Raw genomic sequence first — 20,057 nt, 5'->3', positions numbered from 1 at the left:
CGATTTAATTCGGGCACGACCAAATCGATTACATCGCAACGCCACATTAACCGGATTTGACATGAGTTATTCGGCCAAGGTGCTGTGGGGGGAAGGGCTGTTCCTCCGGCCTCAACACTTTCAGCGACAGGACGCGTACCACGAGGCGCGCCTGTTCGAGTCCATCCAGGCGATCCAGCCGTACAACTGGGGCGTGCGCTCGGTGCGCATCGATCGCGACGCGCTCGGCAGCAACGTGCTGCGGGTCGCCGAACTCGCGCTCGTGTTTCCGGACGGTGCGCTGTATGCCGCGCCGCAGGCCGACGACCTGCCGCCACCGATCGCGCTGGATACCCTGCCCGAGGGCATCAACGAATTCGTGTTCTATCTCGCGCTGCACCCGCTGCGCGAGAACGGCACCAATTACAGCGACGATCCGGCCGCCGGCTTCATGACGCGCTTCGTCAGCGAGCAGACGAGCGTCGCCGACAACTTCACCGATGCCGCCGAAGCCGACATCACGTTCCTGAAGACGCAGGTCAAGCTGATCGCGCACAGCGAACCGCGCGACCAGTTGCTGTCGGTGCCGCTCGTCCGCGTGCGCCGCACCGCGACCTCCGGTTTCGAGATCGACGACAGCTTCGTGCCGCCGTGCCTCGCGATCGAGGCATCGCCGATCCTGCACCAGCGGCTGCGCCAGCTCGTCGACGCGCTGCAGGCGAAGGTGAACGCGCTGTACGGTTTCCACCGCGAGCCGTCGAAGAACATCATCGAGTTCCGCTCGGGCGACATCGCATCGTTCTGGCTGCTGCACACCGCGAACGCCGCATTCGCGACGCTCGCGCACCTGCACCAGCACGCGGCGCTGCATCCCGAGCGGCTGTTCCAGGAACTGCTGCGCCTCGCGGGCCAGTTGATGACGTTCTCGAAGGGTTATTCGCTCGCCGACCTGCCCGTCTACCGCCACGACGATCCGGGACCGAGTTTTGCGCGTCTCGACCTGATGCTGCGCGAGCTGCTCGACACCGTGATCTCGACGCGCTATTTCGCGATCACGCTCGACGAGGTACGTCCGTCGTTCCACCTGGGCCGCCTCGACTCCGGCAAGATCGACGACAAGACCGAGTTCTATCTGGCCGTGTCCGCGGACATGCCGAGCGTCGAGCTCGTCGATGCCGTGCCGGCCCGCTTCAAGGTCGGCGCGCCCGACGACGTCGACAAGCTCGTGCTGTCGGCGATGCCCGGCGTGCGGCTGTCGTACACGCCGCAGGTGCCGCCCGCGATCCCGGTGCGGCCGGGCGCGTGCTACTTCGCGCTCGATTCGCGCAGCCCGCTGTACGAGCGCATGCTGCAGGCCCAGTCCGCGATGATCTATGCGCCGACTGGCATCAATGACCTGAAATTCGAACTGATCGCGGTCACATCATGAGCTACGCGCCTTCCCTGTTCGGCGACAACGCGCCGGCACCCATGCATACCCCGGCGTCGACGGACTCCGCGTTCCAGGCGCGTTCGCTGCTCGATTTGCTGTACGACGGCTTCTTCATGCTGTTCCTGCTCAAGAACGGGCGGGAACCGGACAGCGCGAGCGAGTTCAGCACGCGGATCCAGGAGTTCCTGTCGGATTTCGAGCGCGGCGCGAAGAAGCTGAATATCGCTGCCGAGGACGTCTACGGCGCGAAATTCGCGTTCTGCGCCGCGATCGACGAGATGGTGCTGTCGTCGCAGTTCAAGATCCGGGCCGACTGGGAACGCCGGCCGCTGCAGCTCGTGCTGTTCGGCGAGCAGCTCGCGGGCGAGAAGTTCTATCAGTATCTCGAGGATTGCCGTGCGCAGGGCGCGGCGCGGCTGCAGTCGCTCGAGGTGTTTCATATGTGTCTGCTGCTCGGGTTCCAGGGCAAGTATCTGCTCGAAGGGCCGGAGAAGCTCGCTTACCTCACCGCGCGGCTGGGCGATGAGATCGCGCATATGAAAGGCAAGCGGGCGCCGTTCGCGCCGCATTGGCCGTTGCCGGATCAGATCGCGCATCGGTTGAAGCGTGAGGTGCCGGTTTGGGCGATCGGGGCGGTGTTTGCACTCGTGGCACTGCTCGGGTACCTCGGGCTCAATACTTATCTCAAGGACAAGACGCTGCAGGCGTTGGCGCCTTATTCGCAGGTGATCAAGGTCGGGCCGGAGTCGGCTAATTTGACGATTTCGTTGCCTTGAGGGGCGGGCTTCGTTCGACGTTGATGCTGCATGGAAAAAGGACCGCTCGGCGGTCCTTTTTCGTTTTTGCCCCGCATCCTCTGGACAGCTGAAAAAGTTCGATCGCGTACCGATACGCCACGCTATCCAGACATCTTCATAGCCTGCATCGTCGATGATGAAACGCGCGCCGGCTGGCAGCCGCAGATAGGGCAGGACCGAAGGCAAGTAGGTCGACAGGTACGCGGCGCGCAACGGCCGATAGAAATCGGCGGCGTCCGAGTATTCGCCGCAATGGAAAAACCAGCCGACGTCGTCGCCTTCGGACAGCGCGATGCGCGTGCCATAGACAGGCATACGCCCGAGCGTCGACATCGCGACGGTACCCCTCTTCGGGCTCGGCGGCGTGCAGACCGTAGCGTGCGCAAATCCGCTTCCTGTTGCGCGCGCAATGCTGCCGGATCGTGTGCAATATTCATTTCCTTCCTGTCCCGCGGCGAATCAGCCGGGTTGCCAGCATAACCGCGGATCGGCGCCGCCGGTCGATACGAAATAGGCTGCCGCCTGCGTCGCCGTTGCACGATCGACGCACTGTCGCGCCGAATAGCTACCTCGCTGGCCGCCCGCCACGAGTTCGATCATTTCATCTGCAGGTGCTTCGGGTGCCGTCAGGTTCAGCAATGCGGCGTCGATCCGATGCGATGAAGACGACATATCTGCCGTCATGGCCACCGCCGATCGTCATCACCGTCGCATCGCTCGCGTCGAAGGCGATGGTCGAGCGATCGCGACCGTTCAGTCGTTCGACGGCCGCGATCGCTTGCGCGGGGTCGTCGCGCGTCACTTCCGTCACGTGCGAACGGTTACCGACGGTTGTTTGCTCGATCACTGTCGTCGTTCGCATTCGCCGGCGTGTCATCAGAACAGGATAAATGCGTCGTTCTCGACGTAGAAAAGGAACGCGTCGAGCAATTGGGCGACGCTCGGTTCGTCGACCTGATCGTGCGCGTTGATCACGATGTCTTCGATCGTCGCGCTGTTCAGCGTGACGCGCCAGCCGGGCTGCTGTGCGATGGCCGGTGGCGTATTGGTCTCGGGGTCGTCGGCGTCTTCGGTGAATGCGCCCTCTGTATCGAGCGTCCACGGCGTCGGCGGCAGGCAGAGCCAGCCGGAGAAGTCGCCGGGATGTTCGAGAATGTGTTGCAACGACACTTCGGTCGTGGTGGTGGTCGACATGGGTATTGCAGTGGTAACGGGACTGGAGTCAATGCGCAGGAGCAGCGATGTGGCAGGTGCACGAAAGTGCCTGCGTCACGGCGCTCGTATCAGCGAGCCGTGATTATGCCAATTCCGTATGCGCGCAGTGGACTCGGTGGTTGCTGTCGGTCCGCGCGTTCCTCCTAAACACCACTTGAAACCTGCATCCCGCATCTATACTTTTTGCCGATTGAACTTTGGGCAAGATACTACGACTTCCGTGATCGCCACACCTACGAAGTCACCATCTTCTTCATCAGACTCCCTAGCCAAATAGACATAATATGGCGGTCAGGTCCGAATCAAAATCGTACGCAATCATCTGCCCCCTTCCCGAACCAATCCAAAAAAAGAAGCGAAGGTGACCCACCTTGCATCAATATCGAAAATTTTTACTCATCAACATACAATTCACGCCAATCGATACGTATCAACATCACCTCACCTCAACTGAGCGACTGCACGCCCCATCGAAAAAGAATAACCCGGAAACGCAAAACCTCCACTCTCATTCAGCAGCAAACCAACCCTACAAAGTCAGAGCATCGTAAATCAAAATCCTGTCCCCTTCAGCCATTTTATATGCATGCGCAACAAGAGCAAGGTCACTTTCAACGCCATCTATTATTAGATCGAGTTGCATCCTCTTACTGGACCCCGATGGCGCCCCCGGATCAATTTCATACAACTTCACGTGACTAACGATGTAGCCTCTATCAGGGACTCCAATCCTTTTTAGCGCATTCTCATCCAGAACATCCCCGCACAGATATTCCAAAATATTCCTCTTAATCCCCTCCGACTCTTTGGCGTCAAAGTTTCCATTCGAAACCAATTTTTCGAAAATATTTTTTGAAAAACATTCGCATATCTTGGATATCTCCAAAATCATATCATCTGTAATCCATTTGCTCACACTAACATCTCCTGGTTGAACCATTTCCATTCCTTGGCACACGAGTCAGCGTATCAGCCGTAATGCCCAGTTTGGCAGACCATTCACGGCGGCATCTTGGTAAATGTGATGTGAGTCTTGTTGCCCGCCAATCCTTCTCAGGTCACCGTGCCTTCCGGTCACGACACCTTCGTCGGCGAGAATCTTCTCGAAGTCGTCGGCACAAGGGCATTTCGTGAGCCCTAGCGGGTCAATCCACTGTACCGGGTTCGGCGCATATTGATAGACGTTGACCCCGCCAGCCAACCCAATCGGATCTTTCGACACGAAGCGCCCACCACTCGGATCGCAGTACCGATACCGGTTGTAATAAAGCCCCGTCTCACGCTCCTTGGACGCGAAGCCCCGCACATCGGCCGCAATCCCTTATCAAGATCTCAGGCCGCTGGCTGACACACGACGTAGGTTTCCACGCCGGACAGAAACTCCGCGTTCACGTCCAACACGGCAAGCTCACCATTACCGCCACCTGAACGACGAGCTTCAACTCATTGCACCAACAACAAGGGCCGCTCTCGCGGCCCTTCGTACTTATCGCAACCAATCGACAACGAGCGCCAGTAGTTCATTCAGATTACCAGGACCACCGTACCCGACGAATTCCGTTTCGGTTGTCTTCACCGTGATCCAATTTTCTTCATCGCGCTCTACATTCATATCGACAGGCTTCCTCCCTGACGCACCGCTTACCTTGACCCTCCAGCCCGGGTTGTCAATATTGGTAATCTCGACGCCATAAGAGTGCTCCCAAACATCGTCGCATTGGGAGGTATACCAGTTTTGCAAAGAATCAATCAGATCACTCATTTGCACAGCCCCTTTCGTCTCGCCAGTTCCCTTGCAACACGAACGTCTTGTTTAGTCGCAGCCCTTGTAACCTCTGTCTTTTTCGACGTCGTCACTTGGCCGGTTGGCCCAACGTTAATTGTACGAGTCTGAACATGAGGTGTCGGAATATCTGTTCCCGTGGCCTTATCGAAATGCGATGCCCCTAGCAGATCAACGTGGTCTTGTGTTGTGGGCGCAGAGAACGTTACCGAATTTTGGTTGATCTGCTTTGAAAGTTCTTGGGCCATCTCAGTTGAATCTTTCGGCCCCTGAGACGCGTAATCGTTGCAGCTAGGCAAGCATTTAGGACATTGCTTCGAAAGCCCTAACGGATCGATCCAGCCTACCGGATTCGGCGCGTACTGGTAGACGTTGATCCGACCCGCGAGGCCGATCGGGTCCTTGCTGATGAACCGTCCCGAGTTCGGATCATAGTATCAATGCCGGTTATAGTGTAAGCCCGTCTCGAAGATAGGGGCCGCTCGCACGGCCCCGCAAACAATCAATCAGCACAAGTCCAGGAAATCATCGTACTTGGAGTAGTGGTTCAAGCATCGAACAACCTCTTCAGTTGAAGCCGTTGGCTTCTGCTTGTATGCCAAATCGATAACATCTTGCAAGTGCTCTCGCATATAGCCTTGCTCAAGTCCCAACGCAATTACAGACTCAGGAAATACCTCGTTGTCGTCATCATCGAAGTCCGGTACGTCACCTACATAGACGTCCGTGCCGATTCGCAAATCGTCAGTATCCTTCTGTACATAGACCATGTAAACAGCGTCCCGGTCCTTCTTTTCCCTGACGAGGCTGATCAAATCGTCAATCTTGTAAAACGTATTTATAACGAAGCTATTCATAATGGGCATCCTGTATCCTCGATCCACGACAATTTCCCGGCCGCGTCATAGCGATATCGCTCCTCGGCGAGCGGCGCGGGCAATGTCGATCGTCGAACAAATCTTGACGTGGTGTTCTCGCACCAGATTGCCGCAGAGCGCCATCAGCAAAAAGTCAACTACGCTCGTGCCCAAAGTGTCGCTGGGCCTGCTGTGATTCGATCTAACTCGCCGGACGGCCCATAATGGAAGTCCCACCGAGACTCGCCCGTCCATCCTTTCGAGAACGCTAGCGCAGTTTTCGGCTTTTCATCCATCGAGTACTCAAAAAGATAAATCGAAAATGCCCCACCCTCACTCACAGCGACGTAAACCTTGCGAGATTCATCGAGCGGTTTCATTCGAGCAATACCCGTCACACGAGACGCGACCTTCTCCGGATTATCAATCCCCTTATGAGTGATACTACACACATCGATTACACCATCGTCTTCGCTGTACAAATCTGCACTGAGCGCTCGAACGGTCTTTTGACCTGGCATGACTGTCACGACATGCCGTCCATTTAGGAAGCCTGCGCTGTATTTTCCTAGCCAACGTGCTTCGTCGACGTTCTCATAGCTTTTCTTGAGTAACTTTGGCGCGGAGAAGCCCTGTCGTTGCTCTTCATATGTAAGACATGAAAAATAGTCACCCGACGAAAACTTCCACTCGTCTATCGAATTCCTGAGCTCAAGATATTGAGGGTAGAGATTCGTCGCGTCATACGACTCAAATTTCTCCCGAAGCATGGCCAACATATTCTCGACCACTGGCTCTTCCAATAACATTTCGCCGCCCCCTAGTCACAACAGCAATTGAACGTCCCCTCGCTTCCCTGAAATGCGATGGATCGCTACCCACCTCCTGACCAGGAGCAAGCTGAACCTCATGAAGCACTGAATATTGGCTACTGCTTAAAGGGCGGTTTGAACTATCGCATCCAGACAGCTCACGCGCCAGACCAAGTGCATCTGTCCACAAGATCGGGTTGGGGGCGTATTGATAGACGTTGATCCCGCCCGCGAGCCCGATCGGGCCCTTGCTAACGAACCGACCGCTGCTCGGGTCGTAGTACCGATGCCGGTTATAGTGCAGCTGGAGCGACCCCGTTTCAGCATCTTAATTGGTCCGCGAAGCGCAGTGGATTCCTGATTCCTACATTGCGAGCCGCTTTGCTGATAACCGCCCTTGCTTCACCCGCGCCATGTGGCGCGGTGACTCACTCTAGATGGAATCCTGCTTGTCCCATTTACCCGTACTCCGACGCCAATCGTAGACGGCGTCAATTTTCGGCTCATCGTGCTCCATTACGAGCGCGTAACGGAGACGCTGAGCGAGTCCTCTTTCATTGAACGTCTCGATGTAGATCGTCTTACCGACTTTGCTCTCTGTATCATCCAGCACTTGCTGCTCAAACTCTGGCGGACGACCAGAAGGCAACAAGTCGAGGCGACTTTGCGCCTTCGTAGCAAGCGCCTCGGCACTGAGATGCTCCATAAAAATCTGGTTTAGCGCTTCTCTAGCATCGGTCAACATTTGCTCACGCACCGATGAGTCCTGGTTGCCTCTCAGGGCTCGTCGCTTCGCCTCAAGCGCTATCTCCCAACGCAGCATATCCGCTATAAAGGTCGTCAATCGTTCAGTGGGCGTCATTTCATCTCCAGTCATGGGCATTTGCATGGACAAGGATTCGCAAACGTCCGCGAGTGCGTAACACCATTTATCCTAGCTTGATAGAGAATTGAATCAGGTCTGGTTGAGCCAGATCCATACTGTGGTACAACTCGAACGATTACATTGTCGCCACTAGCCACGTGGTCCGCAATCTGGCTTTCAAAGCGGTTGAACGCCCCTCGATTCGTACTAGGATCCTGAGGAAAGACTTCCTTAACGCCACCAAGACCGCCAAGGTTGCGCGCAATCGGGTGCCCTGCGTCATCGCTAGCACATCCAAAGGCTCGAGCCGCAGCGCGTGAACTCGCATTATCAGGGGAGAAACGAGTAACCGCGCGTTGGTCTATTTCCGGACATCAGCGACCAGAAACAACAAGGGCCGCTTACGCGGCCCCTGTTCTTTTACTGCTCCCTTCGAAGGCTCTCGTCAATCAGGCGCAAACTCACTGTGAAGGTCGACTGCGGTATCTTCATTAAGCTCTGTTCGAGCTCCGTCGTAGCCTACAGCAGTAATAATGAACCGATCCACATTTTCGTCAACGACCCTTGACCCGTCGATTACAGCAAAGAGACCAAATAATGCAACGCGAACCGATTCTGCTATCGCTTCGTCGAGTAGCCGTTGTTCATCGCTCGGTAAACGAGCCCGCCACTCCGAAACCTTGATCAGCAGATCACGAGGCCGCCGCCCCGGAGGGGCAGTAAAAGTTCTCACAAGATCACTTGCCGCCTGCTCCTGTACATGCGTCCGGATCGCAGCAACGAATTCCTCTGTATTCATGACTGAAGTCCTTTTTACGTGAATACTATTTCTTAAAAGCCTTTGGGTACATTTCCTTGTTGAGCGCAATGAGCCGTTGCAAGCACTTGTTAGAAGCGCCAGTGTGTTGTCTCAGGTCTCTGATGTCGCTAGCTAGCAAATCTCTCGCCGTTCCCGTATACGCGCCCTTACGTGTCGGAATTTGTTCATGTTCACCAGCAGGAACAGCTATGGCCGGGCCAGTCTTTGGATCGTAGCCAGCAACAACCTGGGCGGCTGGGTGTTTTTGCATCGCGTGGTGAATATCGAGGCCGTCGCCAGAAGCTGAACGCTTCTTGAGATCGTCGTACGTACCAACATCATACTTCGAGCACGGATCGCAAGGGCATCGAGCCAGCCCCAGCGGGTCGATCCAGCCAGTCGGACTGGGCGCGTATTGATAGAGGTTGTTGCCGCCAGCGAGACCGATCGGGTCCTTGGACACGAAGCGCCCCGAACTCGGATCATAGTACCGGTGCCGGTTATAGGCGAGCCCCGTCTCTTCATCGTCCTGCTGCCCCTGAAACCGCAGCGGATTCCTCGCCACGATCCCCGCCGCCTTCGACACCCGCGCGATCACTTCCCGCGCTTCCCCCCACGCCTTATACGACGCCTCCCACACGACGTCTCCATCGGCATCCGTCAACAACTGCGGCGTACCAATCTGATCACAGTGGTAATAGAACACCGCCGCATCGCCTCGACGCTCCGGCACCTTCTGCAGCGGATCTTCCTCTGGCACATAGCGGTCGATACTCTTCCACTCCGGTGTCACGACCCCCTCAACCGGCCCCGCAACATACTGCGCCAGCGGCACGAAAGTTCCCGGCTCGTACAGATAGTGCGTGCCGCGCTCGCCGTCACTCTCATACGCCAGCGTGTCACCATCCCACCCGAACACCGTCCGCTCGCCGTTCACCTCCTTCGCAATACGCCGACCGAACGGGTCATAGAAATACCGCGCCTGACTCTGCCGCGACGTCTCGGCAACCCGTGCGGACAGCAAGCGATTGAATTCATCCCACTCGTACTCCTGCTCACCCGCCGGCGTGCGCTTGCGCACCAGATTCCCGCGCGCGTCGTACTCGAAGTGCATGCCTGCATACGCCTTCAGCAGGTTACCGAGCACCTTCGGCACCTCAACCGGCAACGTGCTTTCCGGCCGCACCTGACTCGGACGCGACGCAGACATGTCCGCAGTCCGCACCGGATCGATGATGTTGCTCGCGGGATCAAACGCAAACCGTTCCTTCGCGATGGGACTGATCGCCTCGATCAACCGTCCGACCGGATCGTATCGATAGTCGGTCCCGCCCTTGCGGCTGTCCTCGATTCGCGACAACTGCCCCACCACGTCATAGCGATACCGCCGCTCGGCAAGCGGCGCGGGCGATGTCGATCGCTGAATCGTCTGCTGCAACACGCGTCCAGCCGGATCGTAGTGCGTGCGCTGGCCGACCTTGCTCGACAGCACACGCACCGTCTCGCGATGCAAGTCATCGCGCTCGAACTGCACACGCTCCTCGCCATCGAGCAGCATCCCGTGCACATGCCCGGACCCATACATCAGCCAGTCGACCGCATGGCCGTCCGGCCGAACGGTACGCCGCCGATTGCCGAGTTCGTCGTACTCGTGATGCCATACGTAACTGCGTCGTTCGCCGAACAGGTCGTACGCATGATGTTCGCGCACGAGATTGCCGACCGGATCGAAGAAGAACTGCACGCGGCCGTATCGATTCACCGCATCGATCAACTTGCCGCTCCGATCGTAGGCAAACCGCTCTTCGCTTTCCCCCGCGACGCGCTTCAGCAGCCGACCGTTCACATCGACGTCGATCGATGTCACGCAACCCGCTTCGTCGATCGAAACGAGACTGCCGCTCTCGCTGTCGTACTGATAACGCGTCGACTTGCCGTCGAAGCCGATTTCCTCGATCAGCCGCCCTGCCGGATCGTAGTGGAACTGATACGTCGCAAAGTTCGCATCGGTCAACGCGGTCAGGCGCCCGAGGCGGTCATAGCGATACGCAACCGTCTGCCCGAGCGCATCGGCGCGGCTGGCAATGCGGCCGACCGCGTCGTAGCCATATCGCGTCGAACGATTGAGCTGATCCGTGTGACGGAGCAAGCGGCCTTCAGCATCGTATTGGATCTGTTCGACGCCAGCAGGCGAGCGAACTTCGGTCGGTTGCCCGTTCGGGCCGTACCGATAGGCCACCACGCCACCGGCCGCGTCCTTTGTCTCGATCACGCGCCCGATATCGTCATAGCGCCACTCCGTCTTCTTTCCGGAGCAGTCCGTATAGCTTGTGACCTGCCCCGCGTCGTTGTACTCGAGCGTCTTCGAACCGCCCTTCGCATCGATGATTTGCGTCGGCAAGCCCTTGTCGTTGTATTCGTACTTCGTCGAGTGTTCGAGCGGATCGATTTCCTCGACGAGGTTGCCCGCATCGTCGTACTTGCGTTGCCACACGTGCCCGTTCGGGTCGACGAGCCGGATCATCTGATCCTTGTCGTCGTACGCCATCTCGACGACGCTGCCGTCCGCACGTTCGTGCTGAACCAGATTGCCGCGCGCGTCGTATTCGCGCCGTTCGATGCTGCCATCCTGCCGGATGTGCAATACCAGATTGTGATGAGCATCGCGCCGGAACCACTCCTGGTTACCGTCCGGATACACGATCCGATACACATAACCGTGGATGTTGAAGTAGTACCGCGTCATCTGTCCGAGCGCATCGGTCACGTAGGTCAGACGGATGTTCGGATTCCACGCGAGCCGGAGATCGAGACTGCCGTCGTCGGCATATTCACGAATGCACTTCGCGTTTGCGTTGTCCTCGGCATCCGCGCCATCCCATTCGAGCGTCATCCCGCGGCCCGTGCGATCGGTATAGCGCGTCACAAGGTGACGGCGATACTGATACGTCCGCGCATTGCCGTGACGATCGACCGCGCGCACGAGATCGCCGTCGGCATCGTATTCGTAGCTCGCCAGCGTGTGACGAACACCATCCTTGAGCACGTGTTCGATCTGCACGATCCGGCCATGCCGATCGTGCTCGAACGCGAGCACATTGCCGCTCGAATCGATCAGACGCGCCAGGCGATCGAGCGCATCGTAGTCGAGCGTGATCGTGTTGCCGGCACGGTCCTTCTGCATCGCGAGCCGGAACGCCTCGCCGCGGCGCTCGTACACATGCAGCACGGCATGGCCGTACGCAATCGTCACCCATGTATCGTCGAGCCGCGACAGCGTCAGATTCTCCGACAGATCATCGTGCACCGCGCCGGCCGCGAGTGCCGGATACTCGATGCTGCGCCCTTCCGCATCGCGATAGATCCACTGACCGTTCTTGGTGTCGATGCGCGTCGTATAGGGCGTGATCCATCGCGCACCTAGCTCGCCATTGTCATATGCCGACAGACGAGAACGATAAGTACGCTCCCAAACGAGCGGCATGGCGCCCGGCAGGTCGAAATCCACGTGGGAGAACGTTTCGTCGCCGAACGCGAAATCGATTGATGCCTCCGATGCCCCGAGCCCGCACGCCTTGCACGTGCCCCTCCCCGCCCCTTCGACCGGCGCTTGTCCGTCGATTTTCTCCAGCCCTTCCTGCTCCCGCGTCTTCTTCGCCTGGCTCTTCCCGTTCGCCTTGACGTCCGTACTCTGCTCATGAAGCTTCGCGCGTGCCTTGACGCGGCCAACGGCCTCGATCAGCTGCAAGACCAGCCACATCATCTTGCCTTCTTCACTGCCGGCAAGCGAACGAATCGACGCCGCGATCTTCGGCGCTTCGGTCCGAAGGAATGTCACCGTGCCGCGAAACGGCTCGAGCCACGCATCCGGCGCGAGCTTCGCCACCGTGCCCGCCGTCTTGTTGACAACCTTCTTTCCCAGCGCCTTGGTCCCCTCGTACGCAAACTGGATGCCGTCGCCGACACGGCTCGGGCTGTACCACGGCCGATCGTCCGCCATCTTCTTTGCGATCTCCTGCTGTCGCTTCAGATTCGCGTTGGCGTCGAAGAGTTGCCCGTGCAGCGCCTTGTCCATGCCGGTCGCCAGCGCGAGCATGAGCTCCTGGCACGTCGATGCGCATCCGTTGAGCAGTTCGACGAGGCCGGACTTCAGCTTGTTGAGAAAATCCTCGATCTCGGTCGCGCAGGTCGCGTTGATATGCGTGACCAGCACGGAGATGATCGCCGCGCCGAGGTTGTTGCGCGTCATCAGCAATTCGTGGCGAACGAGCGCAAGCAGCGGGCGCGCCGACATCCGGAAAGGCGCAAGCGTCGGCGGAACCGGGATGATGCCAAGCAGGTTGATCGCAAGGCTCATGTAGTCGAGCACCTGGCCGCCGCGCTTCTCGATGATCTCGGCAATATCGCCCAGCGCGTCGACCATTGCCATGATGTTGCCGATGATCGGTACCGCACCGGCAAACGTCTTCACGTCCTCGAACGTGATGTGGTTGCCGCTGATCTTGCGCAACCACGCATCGAAGCGGTTGCCGACCGCGGCGACATCCTTCGGAGAAACATCGCTGAGCCAGGTAACGGCCTGTTCCTTCTCTGCGCCCGGCGGAAGTTGTTGTGCCATGTCGTTCTTCGTTCAGTTCGTTATATTCGGGCGGCTGACGAGCCGCCGCTCTCTCAGGATTTCAGCGGTCCGCCAAACCCGCTCGTCGGCAGCTTCATGCCCGTCGCGCCCGCGGCCGAGGCGACGGTCGTGGCGCCCTTGCCCGCGATACCGGCGACGCCCGGCAATGCGCCTTGCAACGCCCCGGACGCCGCATTCGCCGCCGGCGCGGCCAGCGCCGCGAGTCCGCCTTGCCGTGCCGCCTGCACCATCCCGGCCACCTGCTTAGCGGCGCTGCCCAGGCTCGACGCCGTCTGCAGCGCGGAGACGGCACCTGCCCCACCCAGCGCGCCCGCCGCAGCCGGCAACGCGGAACTCGCCAGTCCGCCCAGCGCTGCACCTGCACCGCCACCGCTCACGAGCCCCATGGCTGCCGTCGCAGCAGCAGGGGCCATCCCTTGCAACTGGCTGGCAAGCTGTCCCGTTGCCGCTGACTGGGCCGCCTCCGGCGACGGCTCGACCGGCTCCGCCGGCCATTTCGCCTGTTTGAAATAGTTCGCCGGCTGATCCGACTCGCGCGGATCCTTCCCGAACTCGACACGTACCGCACCCGGCGGCAGCCCGCTCACGACCGTGTAGCCGCTGTTGTCGAGCGCCCCCTTCTTCAGCACCGCACCGTTCACGTCTTTCACCGTGAACAGCCCGCCCTTCACCGCCTCGCCGTTCACGTACTTGTGAAACAGCTCCAGCTGCCCCGGCTGATCCGGCCGTGGACTCGGCAACGGATACCCCATGCTCGCCGGCCCCGCGAACGTATGCGACGCACCCTTCACATCGACCGCGCCAGGCGTATGAATCTCGATGTCCCCGCCTTGAATGCGGATATACCCGCCGCCGCTCGTCAGCAGAATCCCCTGATCGGCCGCGATCTCGATGCGATCCGTCGCCGACACGACCTTCACCGCCTTCTGCGCGGTCACCTCGATGTTGTCCGACTGCGCCTGGATCTCCACCTTGCCCTTGCCCGCGAACAGCTTCATCCCCGCGTTCTGCACGAACAGGCTCAGCTTCTGCCCGATGCTCCCGATCAGCGACTTGCCCGCCGCGACATGCACGCTCTGCCCGCTCGCCACGTTCACATGATCGTTCGCGACGACATGCACCGACTGCTGCGTCGACATCCCGATTCCCGACGGGCTGCCGAACAGCATCACCGGTTCCTTGAACGCATTCGCGCTTCCGGTGCCGCCGCCTGCCGTGCGCCCGCCGGATGCGCTGCCCGACTTGCTGTCCTGCGTCGCGTCGGTGAACGCGCGCATCGTGTCCTGCGCGTCCTTCAGGCTTTCCGCCTGATGCTGCTCGCTCACGCCCGACATCGCTTCGATGAGGCTTTCACCCGTCACGAGCTGCTGCTGCGCTTCCTTCACGTCGAGCGGCTGGCTGTTCGGCGCCTTCGGGTGCGTCGTCACGTAAAGGCCCTGGCTCGCCCGCACCGCGCCGTATGCATCCGAGCGCAAGTCGAACCCGCTGCCGAGATACGACCCGCGCGAATTGCCGTTCTGGTCGATGAGGTAACCGAGGTGCAGCAGGCTGTTCGCGCTGCTGCTCATCAACTGCACGCGGTTCTGCCCGGTCGCGTCGTCCATCACGAGCTGGTTGTAGCCGCCGCCCGAATACTCCTTCGACCGGTAGCCGGAGAGGATCCCGTCGCTATGCCACTGCGGCTGGTTCGCGCCGTTGTACACGCGCCCGACGGCCAGCGGCCGGTCGCAGTCGCCGCCCACGTAATCGATCAGCACTTCCTCGCCGATGCGCGGCACGTGCACGCCGCCGTAGCCGCCGCCCGTATCCGACTGCACCACGCGTACCCAGCACGACGCGTTCTCGTTGGCCGGATTCAACCGGTCCCATACGAACTGCACACGGATCCGGTTCAGTTCGTCGGTATAGACCTCCTCGCCCTGCGGTCCAACGACGATTGCCGTTTCGAGGTGCATCTCCGGTTTTTTATGCTCGAACGGGCTGCGATACGGCACGCTCACGCGCTGCGCCTCGACCTCGACGAGATAGAAGCCCGTCGATCCGTCGTGGTGCGGGACACGCAACGCAGGATCGGCGCCGTAACCGTCCTGTGCCTGGATCAATGCCTCGCGCAGGCTGTACGGGAAGTCCGCGCTGTCGCTCGCAACGGGCAGGTTGTTCTCGATCCACCACGCGACCTCGATCGTGGCGAATTCGCGCTGATCGGCGGAATCGCGATCGTGCTCGGGATGCTCGGCCAGCGTGAAGCGCCGGCCGGCGTCGATCGCGCGCACGCCGCCCGCACCGTGGAAGCGCTTCGCCTGCGATTCCCACTCCTCCATCCGCACCTTCGTCAGATGGTCGCCGCGCGTCTGGTCCAGATACGTGTAAGCGCCCGTGTACTCGTACACCTCAAGCTGGTCGGGCAGCTCACCCTGGCCGGCCATCGTCGGCAGCGACGTACCTTTCGGATTCGACGGTTGCGCGGGATTCTTGTAGTCGAACGTGCGCGTCGACCGCGTGACGCTCTGCAGCGTGCGCGTGCCCGACCATTGCGTGAACGCGTCGGCCCCGCTTGCCGCACCGCCGCGATAGAAGCTCACCGTCTCCGGTGACAGCGGCGCAAACGCCTGCAGGTTGTCGGTGATCACGAGCATGTGCGACTTGCCGTCGTCGGCCTGCTGCCATGCGCTGAAGAGCCCCTCGTCCTCCATCAGCCGATGCACGAAATGCCAGTCGGTGTCGTGCTGGCGCGTGTACGAGCGATTCGGCAGCGGCTTCGACAGCGCGAAGCGGAAATGGCCCTTGGCCTGCGGATGCTGGTTCAGCACGTCGCTGATGATCTGGTCGACGGTCGTGTCGTTCCAGAGCCGCTGGTCGCGACGGAACTTCAGGAAATGGGTGAAATCGGCGAACGTGAGCTGATAGGTCGTGAGTCCGCCGTCGGCGCCCAGCCGGCGCACGGTATGCACGTATCCGTTGATCGGCCGATAGCTGCGGTCGCCTTGCTCGATCCACAGCGTGACGGGCTGCGCGATCAGCTTCTTAAGTTCCAGATCGCTATCGGTCGACAGCACGTCGAGCGTGAACTCGTACGCACGCCCGATGCGCGAGCGGCCGACTGCCCGCTGCACGGTCAGGACGTTGCCCCCCAAGGGCGTATCGAGCTTCAGCAACCGGTCCTGCTGAAGCAACCCGCCACGCAACGCGGCGATCGTGTTCTGCATGTTCATGGCTACGGCCTTTTCTTCTTTTGACGCGCCCTCGGATGGCGCGAGCACTGGACTTCGCTCGCGCGATTTTACAGACAATTTACTGGCATCTTCGTAAACCGGCCGGATTTGAAGACACGGCATCCAATCGGTCCGCGCTTCGCCTGCGCTGCCGCCCGCCGAACCGTTCCGCCCTCGCCGCCAGGTGAAATCGATTGCAATCAGGGCCAATTCGACTTCCGGCGCGGCGCGGTTGCGAGTAGTGTCTACGTGCCCGTATTCCGGCCTCATCCGGGTCCAACCGATACCCGGCGCTCCCTACACGACACTGAACACTGGAGATCTGCGATGAAACGTTCGAAGTTCCTGCTGTCGGGCCTGCTGCTCGCGTCGGCCCTCGGCTTCACGGCCGTCGCCGCACACGCGGAAGACCTGCTCGATTCCGTGAAGAAAGCCGGCGTGCTGCGCGTCGGCCTCGAAGGCACGTATCCGCCGTTCAATTCGCGCGGCACGTCAGGCCAGCTCGAGGGTTTCGACGTCGACGTCGCGAACGCGGTCGCCGGCAAGCTCGGCGTGAAGACGCAGTTCGTCCCGACCGAATGGAGCGGCATCATCGCCGGCCTGCAGGCCGGCAAGTTCGACGTGATCGTCAACCAGGTCACGATCACGCCGCAACGCAAGGAAGCGCTCGACTTCAGCCAGCCGTACACGTACTCGGCCGCGCAGCTGATCCAGCGCAAGGACGACACGCGCAACTTCAAGTCGCTCGACGACTTCAAGGGCAAGAAGCTGGGCGTGACGCTCGGCACCAACTACGACCAGATGGCGCGCACCGTGCCGGGTATCGAGGTGCAGACGTATCCGGGCGCGCCGGAGAAACTGCGTGACCTCGCCGCGGGCCGGATCGAGGCAACGCTCGACGATCGGCTGATGCTGCCGTACATGATCAAGACGTCCAACCTGCCGCTGCGCGCGGGGGCGGTGCTGAACGGTGGCAAGCAGGAAATGGCGATCCCGTTCCGCAAGGGCAATCCGAAGTTCGAGAAGGCGATCAACGACGCGCTCGATTCGCTGCACCGGGACGGCACGTTGAAGAAGATCTCGATGCACTGGTTCGGCAGCGATGTAACGGTGCCGGTCGCGCAATAAGCCGCCCGGCATTTCCATGCGTCACGCCGTTCATTTCGATGAACGCGTGACGCCTCCCCTCAAGCCGCTTCGTCGAAGCGCGCCAGCAACATCTGGCCGATCGGCGTCAGCGCCGGACGCGCCGCCACGGCGCTCATGCGCGCCTGCGTATCGTCGACCAGACGCTTCTCGACCAGCACGGCAAAGGCCGGATTCGATTGATCGACGCTGTCCGGCGCACGCGCAATGCGCAACAGCATCGAGAATTCGTGCGGACTCAGCATGGTGCTTGTCTCCTGACCGGCCGCGATCCGGTTCGAACCGGCGTCGATCGTGTTTGCGAATGGAAGGGTGCGATGCGCGACCGCCAGGCTGCCGGAGCGAGATCCCGGTTGCCCGGCCTGCGAGGCGGGCACGTCGCCGCGGGGCGGGTTGCGCACGGCTCCGTCGGGCGGGGTCGCGGCGATGAAAACGTGCAACCTTATGGGCGTATCGTGACGCGGCCGTGACAGCAAAACGGGAGCGAAACAGTCCACATTACGCGCCGCCGGCGTTTCGATGCGGATCCAGTTGACGACGAACTGCATCAAGCTCGCGCCCGTCATCGCGAATCGACCGAATACGGGAAGCCGCCGCGCTCCGATCCGCTCGCATGGCGCATGCAGCGCACGACCACGTTCAGTGCACGCCCAAGCGTCATTCCGACGAGCACGCCCCAGACGGCGAACGACAGCATCTCGAAGCCGCTCGTCGCCGCCCATGGCGCCCGCACGGCCACTGCATAATGCATGCAGGTTTCCGCGACGAAGGTCACCATCAGCGTGACGAGCAGGCTTGCGTCGCCGGGCAGGCGCACGCGCAGGCCCGACGGCATCGAGCGGTATTCGAGGCGCCACCGGCTCGCGTGCAGCCAGCCCAGCGACGCGCCGCCCAGCACGGCCGCCAGCGCAACCGCGTTCGCATCGACACCGGCGTGCGGAAACAGACCGTTCAGGCTGACGATGCCGAGCATCCCGAATACGACGGGAGAAATCAGCGGTCGCATCGCCGGCACCTCGCGCGGGAAACAGCGCTTGATGCCGATGTAAAGCAGCACGCAGAACATCACGTACACGTAAGGCTTCAGATGAAGGAGCGCGGACATGGTCGAAGTCGCCTGATCGGAATGGACACGCCGACACCGTACCGCGCAGCCCCTGCGCGCGGCGCGGCTTGCGACGGGCGGCCGGAATCCGCGGACGAGTTGCGCGTCGTGGCGATGGTCGTCCGGTGAGGCCCCCTCGGCGCGGAGCCGGCGCCATCCGCTATCCCTCCGGGCGACGCTCCGCGACACTCGTGGCGATAGCCGGCCAGCCGTCGGCCGCCGACGCACGTCGTCGAAGCCGCGCGCCGTTCGTCGCAACATTCACGCAGTCGGCCCGCGTGACGCTAAAGTCACGGCATACGCGCATCGCGCACCACGCTCCCCCCCGACACCATGCGAGCCACGTCCGATCCTTCACCGATACCGCCGCCTGCCGGCGCCGCACCGCGGCGGCTGCGCGATCCGGCCGCGCTGCTCGCGTTCACGTGCTTCAATTCGGTCGTCGGCCTGGGGTTCTGGGTCGTCCATGTCGGCGAACCGCTGCTGCCCTACCTCGTCGTCGCCAACACGATCGGTTTCTGCGCGCTGTTGCTCAGCCGCGCCGCGAATCGGCTGCTGCCGCGCAAGCCGGGGCTCGTGCTGAAGGCCATCGTGATCGCACCGGTCAGCGTGTTCGCCGGGTTCGAGATCGCCGCGACCATCATTCGCGGGAACGTGCCGCACGTATTCGGGCACGCCCGCATCGGAGCGTGGGACAACTACGGGCCGTCGTTCCTGGTGTCGGCCGTGCTGTTCGTGTGCGTGTCGCTGTTCCTTCAGTCGCTTCGCATGCGCGCGACGCTCGAAACCGAGCGACGCGAAGCCGCCGAAGCGCGCCAGGCCGAGACAGCCGCACGCCTCGCGCTGCTGCAGGCGCAGATCGAGCCGCACTTCCTGTTCAATACGCTCGCGAACGTGCAGAGCCTGATCGAACGCGACCCGTCCCGCGCATCGACGATGCTGGACCACCTGAACCGCTACCTGCGTGCGAGCCTGCGCCGCACGCGCGATGCGACGTCGACGCTCGGCGACGAACTCGATCTCGTCGACGCGTTGCTGAAGATCGCCTCGATCCGGCTCGGCGAGCGGCTGTCATATGCGATCGAAGTTCCGGAGGAATTGCACGCGCTGCCGTTCTCGCCGCTGCTGCTGCAACCGCTCGTCGAGAATGCGCTGCTGCACGGGATCGAGCCGTCGATCGACGGCGGCGGGATTGTCGTTCGCGGCCGGACGCGGGGCGACAAGCTCGAACTGAACGTGATCGACACGGGCGTCGGCCTCGGCAAGGGCGGCTCTGGCCTGTACGGCGGTGTCGGGCTCGCCAACGTCGCTGCACGTATCCGGACGCTGCATGGCGAGCGCGGCAGCGTCACCGTCGAAACGAACGCGAGTGCCGCACATGGCGTCACCGCCACCCTGCTGACTCCGATCGACTGA

18 protein-coding genes and 5 pseudogenes are annotated in these 20,057 nt (G+C 61.0%); 5 read left to right on the top strand and 18 right to left on the bottom strand.

Going from position 1 to position 20,057, the window contains the following annotated elements:
* Positions 1–61 precede the first annotated feature (61 nt).
* Both tssK and icmH read left to right on the top strand, forming a co-directional pair.
* Complete coding sequence (gene tssK / locus AC1VVG_RS02340) at positions 62–1,408, top strand: type VI secretion system baseplate subunit TssK (RefSeq protein WP_034187529.1); 1,347 nt, start codon at positions 62–64, stop codon at positions 1,406–1,408.
* On the top strand, positions 1,405–2,187 hold the full coding sequence (gene icmH, locus AC1VVG_RS02335; RefSeq protein ID WP_034187530.1) for a type IVB secretion system protein IcmH/DotU: 783 nt from the start codon (positions 1,405–1,407) through the stop codon (positions 2,185–2,187). The genes tssK and icmH overlap by 4 nt, the downstream gene beginning before the upstream one ends.
* Positions 2,188–2,373: 186 nt before the next feature.
* On the opposite strand, the pseudogene AC1VVG_RS02330 reads toward icmH, so the two are convergent.
* The 6 genes and pseudogenes from AC1VVG_RS02330 to AC1VVG_RS02305 all read right to left on the bottom strand — a co-directional run.
* Positions 2,374–2,523, bottom strand: a pseudogene (locus tag AC1VVG_RS02330) (immunity protein Imm33 domain-containing protein); the annotation flags it as partial.
* A 144-nt stretch (positions 2,524–2,667) separates the two neighbouring features.
* Positions 2,668–2,808: an Imm1 family immunity protein gene (locus tag AC1VVG_RS02325; protein ID WP_366917819.1), complete on the bottom strand. Its 141-nt coding sequence runs from the start codon at positions 2,806–2,808 to the stop codon at positions 2,668–2,670.
* Between the two features lies 1 nt (position 2,809).
* Entirely contained in the window at positions 2,810–3,055 is a 246-nt protein-coding gene (locus AC1VVG_RS02320; protein ID WP_482835908.1) for a hypothetical protein, read from the bottom strand.
* 29 nt (positions 3,056–3,084) lie between these two features.
* Positions 3,085–3,402: a DUF7716 domain-containing protein gene (locus AC1VVG_RS02315; RefSeq protein ID WP_034187531.1), complete on the bottom strand. Its 318-nt coding sequence runs from the start codon at positions 3,400–3,402 to the stop codon at positions 3,085–3,087.
* A gap of 550 nt (positions 3,403–3,952) precedes the next feature.
* Positions 3,953–4,339, bottom strand: coding sequence for a hypothetical protein (locus tag AC1VVG_RS02310; protein WP_301742732.1), 387 nt, complete (start codon positions 4,337–4,339; stop codon positions 3,953–3,955).
* 206 nt (positions 4,340–4,545) lie between these two features.
* A pseudogene (locus AC1VVG_RS02305) lies at positions 4,546–4,702 on the bottom strand (RHS repeat-associated core domain-containing protein); the annotation flags it as partial.
* A gap of 26 nt (positions 4,703–4,728) precedes the next feature.
* Here AC1VVG_RS02305 and AC1VVG_RS02300 point away from each other — a divergent pair.
* Positions 4,729–4,851, top strand: a pseudogene (locus AC1VVG_RS02300) (SymE family type I addiction module toxin); the annotation flags it as partial.
* A 58-nt stretch (positions 4,852–4,909) separates the two neighbouring features.
* Here the strand turns inward: AC1VVG_RS02300 and AC1VVG_RS02295 are convergent.
* The 10 genes and pseudogenes from AC1VVG_RS02295 to AC1VVG_RS02250 form a co-directional block, all read right to left on the bottom strand.
* Complete coding sequence (locus AC1VVG_RS02295; protein ID WP_482835223.1) at positions 4,910–5,185, bottom strand: immunity 53 family protein; 276 nt, start codon at positions 5,183–5,185, stop codon at positions 4,910–4,912.
* Between the two features lie 328 nt (positions 5,186–5,513).
* Positions 5,514–5,673 (bottom strand): annotated as a pseudogene (locus AC1VVG_RS02290) (RHS repeat-associated core domain-containing protein); the annotation flags it as partial.
* Between the two features lie 39 nt (positions 5,674–5,712).
* The gene (locus tag AC1VVG_RS02285; RefSeq protein WP_069706031.1) at positions 5,713–6,063 is read right to left on the bottom strand and encodes a DUF7716 domain-containing protein; all 351 of its coding nucleotides are present in this window, start codon (positions 6,061–6,063) and stop codon (positions 5,713–5,715) included.
* A 158-nt stretch (positions 6,064–6,221) separates the two neighbouring features.
* Complete coding sequence (locus AC1VVG_RS02280; RefSeq protein WP_482835222.1) at positions 6,222–6,872, bottom strand: hypothetical protein; 651 nt, start codon at positions 6,870–6,872, stop codon at positions 6,222–6,224.
* A gap of 165 nt (positions 6,873–7,037) precedes the next feature.
* Positions 7,038–7,282 (bottom strand): annotated as a pseudogene (locus tag AC1VVG_RS02275) (RHS repeat-associated core domain-containing protein); the annotation flags it as partial.
* A 26-nt stretch (positions 7,283–7,308) separates the two neighbouring features.
* Complete coding sequence (locus AC1VVG_RS02270) at positions 7,309–7,737, bottom strand: NTF2 fold immunity protein (RefSeq protein WP_176730069.1); 429 nt, start codon at positions 7,735–7,737, stop codon at positions 7,309–7,311.
* 11 nt (positions 7,738–7,748) lie between these two features.
* The gene (locus AC1VVG_RS02265) at positions 7,749–8,105 is read right to left on the bottom strand and encodes a DNA/RNA non-specific endonuclease (protein ID WP_083286573.1); all 357 of its coding nucleotides are present in this window, start codon (positions 8,103–8,105) and stop codon (positions 7,749–7,751) included.
* Between the two features lie 80 nt (positions 8,106–8,185).
* Positions 8,186–8,539, bottom strand: coding sequence for a hypothetical protein (locus AC1VVG_RS02260; RefSeq protein WP_141727475.1), 354 nt, complete (start codon positions 8,537–8,539; stop codon positions 8,186–8,188).
* Positions 8,540–8,564: 25 nt separating this feature from the next.
* A complete protein-coding gene (locus AC1VVG_RS02255) occupies positions 8,565–13,157 on the bottom strand; it encodes an RHS repeat-associated core domain-containing protein (protein ID WP_482835221.1) in 4,593 nt (1,530 codons plus the stop codon).
* A gap of 53 nt (positions 13,158–13,210) precedes the next feature.
* The gene (locus AC1VVG_RS02250) at positions 13,211–16,390 is read right to left on the bottom strand and encodes a type VI secretion system Vgr family protein (protein WP_482835220.1); all 3,180 of its coding nucleotides are present in this window, start codon (positions 16,388–16,390) and stop codon (positions 13,211–13,213) included.
* 327 nt (positions 16,391–16,717) lie between these two features.
* Between AC1VVG_RS02250 and AC1VVG_RS02245 the strand changes: the two genes are divergently transcribed.
* Positions 16,718–17,518: a transporter substrate-binding domain-containing protein gene (locus AC1VVG_RS02245; protein ID WP_482835219.1), complete on the top strand. Its 801-nt coding sequence runs from the start codon at positions 16,718–16,720 to the stop codon at positions 17,516–17,518.
* A 59-nt stretch (positions 17,519–17,577) separates the two neighbouring features.
* On the opposite strand, the gene AC1VVG_RS02240 is transcribed toward AC1VVG_RS02245, so the two are convergent.
* Together AC1VVG_RS02240 and AC1VVG_RS02235 are read right to left on the bottom strand one after the other, a co-directional pair.
* Positions 17,578–17,781 (bottom strand): hypothetical protein, encoded by a 204-nt coding sequence (locus AC1VVG_RS02240; protein ID WP_034189859.1) that lies wholly within the window; start codon positions 17,779–17,781, stop codon positions 17,578–17,580.
* A gap of 317 nt (positions 17,782–18,098) precedes the next feature.
* Entirely contained in the window at positions 18,099–18,641 is a 543-nt protein-coding gene (locus AC1VVG_RS02235) for a hypothetical protein (RefSeq protein ID WP_482835218.1), read from the bottom strand.
* A 333-nt stretch (positions 18,642–18,974) separates the two neighbouring features.
* Between AC1VVG_RS02235 and AC1VVG_RS02230 the strand changes: the two genes are divergently transcribed.
* Positions 18,975–20,057, top strand: coding sequence for a sensor histidine kinase (locus tag AC1VVG_RS02230; protein WP_482835217.1), 1,083 nt, complete (start codon positions 18,975–18,977; stop codon positions 20,055–20,057).

Source organism: Burkholderia sp. L-4, assembly GCF_056856535.1.
The sequence above is the reverse complement of the archived record's forward strand: the minus strand, read 5'-3'. Positions and strand labels throughout refer to the sequence as shown.